Here is a 1,118-nt window from a genome sequence, read left to right on the forward strand (position 1 = left end):
GGCGTTGGTGCACGGATCGTTTAAGGGCGGTGATGTAGTCGGATTGGGTGGAAACAACCCAGCTGACTGATCATGCCTTTCAAACACAACGCCAGCCGCCGGCATCGTATCGGCAAGATGAAGTTTAAGGTGACGAACTGGCGGGAATACGAGGCAGGCCTGCGTCGGCGTGGCAGCCTAACCCTTTGGCTGACGCCGGAGGCACTATCGTGCTGGCAGGCACCAAAGCGGACAACACGCGGTGGCCAGCCCCGCTACTCCGATCTGGCGATCGAGACGGCACTGACGCTTGGTTTGGTGTTTGGGCTGCGGCTGCGCCAGACGGAAGGTTTGCTGACTTCGGTACTGAAGCTGATGGGCCTGGATCTCCCCGTTCCCGACCATACGACCCTGAGCCGTCGAGCCAGTAGGCTGAGAGTGCCGGACAAGCGGCACAATGATCGCATCCCTCAGAAGGGGCCCATCCACGTCCTGATCGATAGCACCGGCTTGCAAGTCTACGGCGCGGGGCAGTGGCTGGAGGAAAAGCATAGTGTCAAATCCCGCAGAGGTTGGCGAAAACTGCACCTAGCGCTGGATGCCGACAGCGGCGACATCATCGCACACGTCATGACCGATCAGGAGGCCGGCGACACTTCACAGGTTGGGCCGCTGCTCGATCAGATGATCGACACGCCGATTGGCCAGTTCACCGCGGATGGCGCCTATGATGGCGATCCGACCTATGGCGCCCTTACCAATCACAGTCCTGACGCGGCGGTGATCATTCCGCCACGCGCCAATGCTGTGAAGCAACCTGACGCTGATCCCTCCAGTCAACGAGCCCGTCATATAGCCGCGATCAACGCCGACGGCCGGATGAAGTGGCAGGCCGCGACCGGCTACGGGAAAAGATCTTTGGTCGAGACGGCGATCGGCCGTTACAAATCAATCATCGGACGGCGGCTGCGGGCGCGCTCATTCGCGACCCAGCAGACGGAAGTCGCCATCGGCTGCGCTGTCCTCAATCGCATGCTGGCCTGCGCACGCCCGAAATCCGTCCGCTGCACAAAAGCTAACCCATAGAAGCAGCATCAAAGACGGAGTTCCGTTCTTTCAACGACCCACGCACCAAAGCC

Annotated in this window: 1 protein-coding gene; it reads left to right on the forward strand. The window is 60.6% G+C overall.

Translation table 11 applies throughout. The features are described 5' to 3' along the window. Window positions 1-72: 72 nt before the first annotated feature. Window positions 73-1,065, forward strand: coding sequence for an IS5 family transposase (locus LQK84_RS25035; protein WP_165223274.1), 993 nt, complete (start codon window positions 73-75; stop codon window positions 1,063-1,065). The last annotated feature ends 53 nt before the right edge of the window (window positions 1,066-1,118 follow it).

Origin of the sequence: Rhizobium sp. C4 (assembly GCF_021026315.1) — a bacterium.
GTDB lineage: Bacteria > Pseudomonadota > Alphaproteobacteria > Rhizobiales > Rhizobiaceae > Ensifer_A.

What these genes read in the sequence shown, in the direction of transcription:
- LQK84_RS25035 (WP_165223274.1), top strand. Translation starts at nt 73, where the DNA reads ATGCCTTTCAAACACAACGCCAGCCGCCGGCATCGTATCGGCAAGATG.